At 45.5% G+C, this 727-nt stretch carries 1 protein-coding gene and 1 pseudogene; one reads left to right on the top strand and one right to left on the bottom strand.

Features of this window, described 5'->3' with window-relative positions; genetic code table 11:
- On the top strand, window positions 1-543 hold a 543-nt coding region (locus tag R7040_RS26300; protein WP_411978212.1), incomplete at its 5' end, for a MutS-related protein.
- 79 nt (window positions 544-622) lie between these two features.
- On the opposite strand, the pseudogene R7040_RS26295 reads toward R7040_RS26300, so the two are convergent.
- Window positions 623-727 (bottom strand): annotated as a pseudogene (locus tag R7040_RS26295) (RNA polymerase sigma factor RpoS); the annotation flags it as partial.

Here is a 727-nt window from a genome sequence, read left to right as displayed (position 1 = left end):
ACAGAAACGGCCAACATTCTCCACAACGCAACCAAGAACAGCTTGGTGTTAATGGATGAGATCGGTCGCGGTACCAGTACTTACGATGGTCTTTCATTGGCATGGGCAAGTGCCGAATGGCTTGCAACACAAATTGGCGCGATGACACTTTTCGCTACGCACTATTTTGAACTAACCGAATTACCGAACTTGCTACCAAACTTAGCGAATGTTCACCTAGATGCGGTAGAACATGGCGACAGCATTGCTTTCATGCACGCTGTTCAAGAAGGCGCCGCAAGCAAATCATACGGCTTGGCGGTTGCGGGCTTAGCTGGCGTACCAAAAACGGTCATCAAAAATGCTCGTACTAAACTGTCTCAACTAGAGCAACTCGGCCAAGCTAGCGACTCGCCTCGTCCAAGCACAGTGGATGTGGCAAATCAGCTCAGCTTAATCCCTGAACCTAGCGAAATTGAACAAGCGTTATCAAACATCGATCCAGACGACTTAACACCTCGTCAAGCCCTTGAAGAGCTGTATCGTTTGAAGAAAATGCTTTAACGAAAATATCTAATCTCCCCTAAAACAGAAAAAGGGCTATGGTTATCCATAGCCCTTTGTGTGTCGAGAAAGCTTAGTATTAATCGTCTTCAACGTTAAACAAGTTTTCCATATTTAGGCCTTGTTTAATTAGGATTTCACGAAGTCGACGTAAACCCTCCACTTGAATTTGACGTACACGCTC

The sequence above is a fragment of the Vibrio sp. 1069 genome (assembly GCF_033340555.1).
This window is presented reverse-complemented; position numbering and strand designations above follow the sequence as displayed.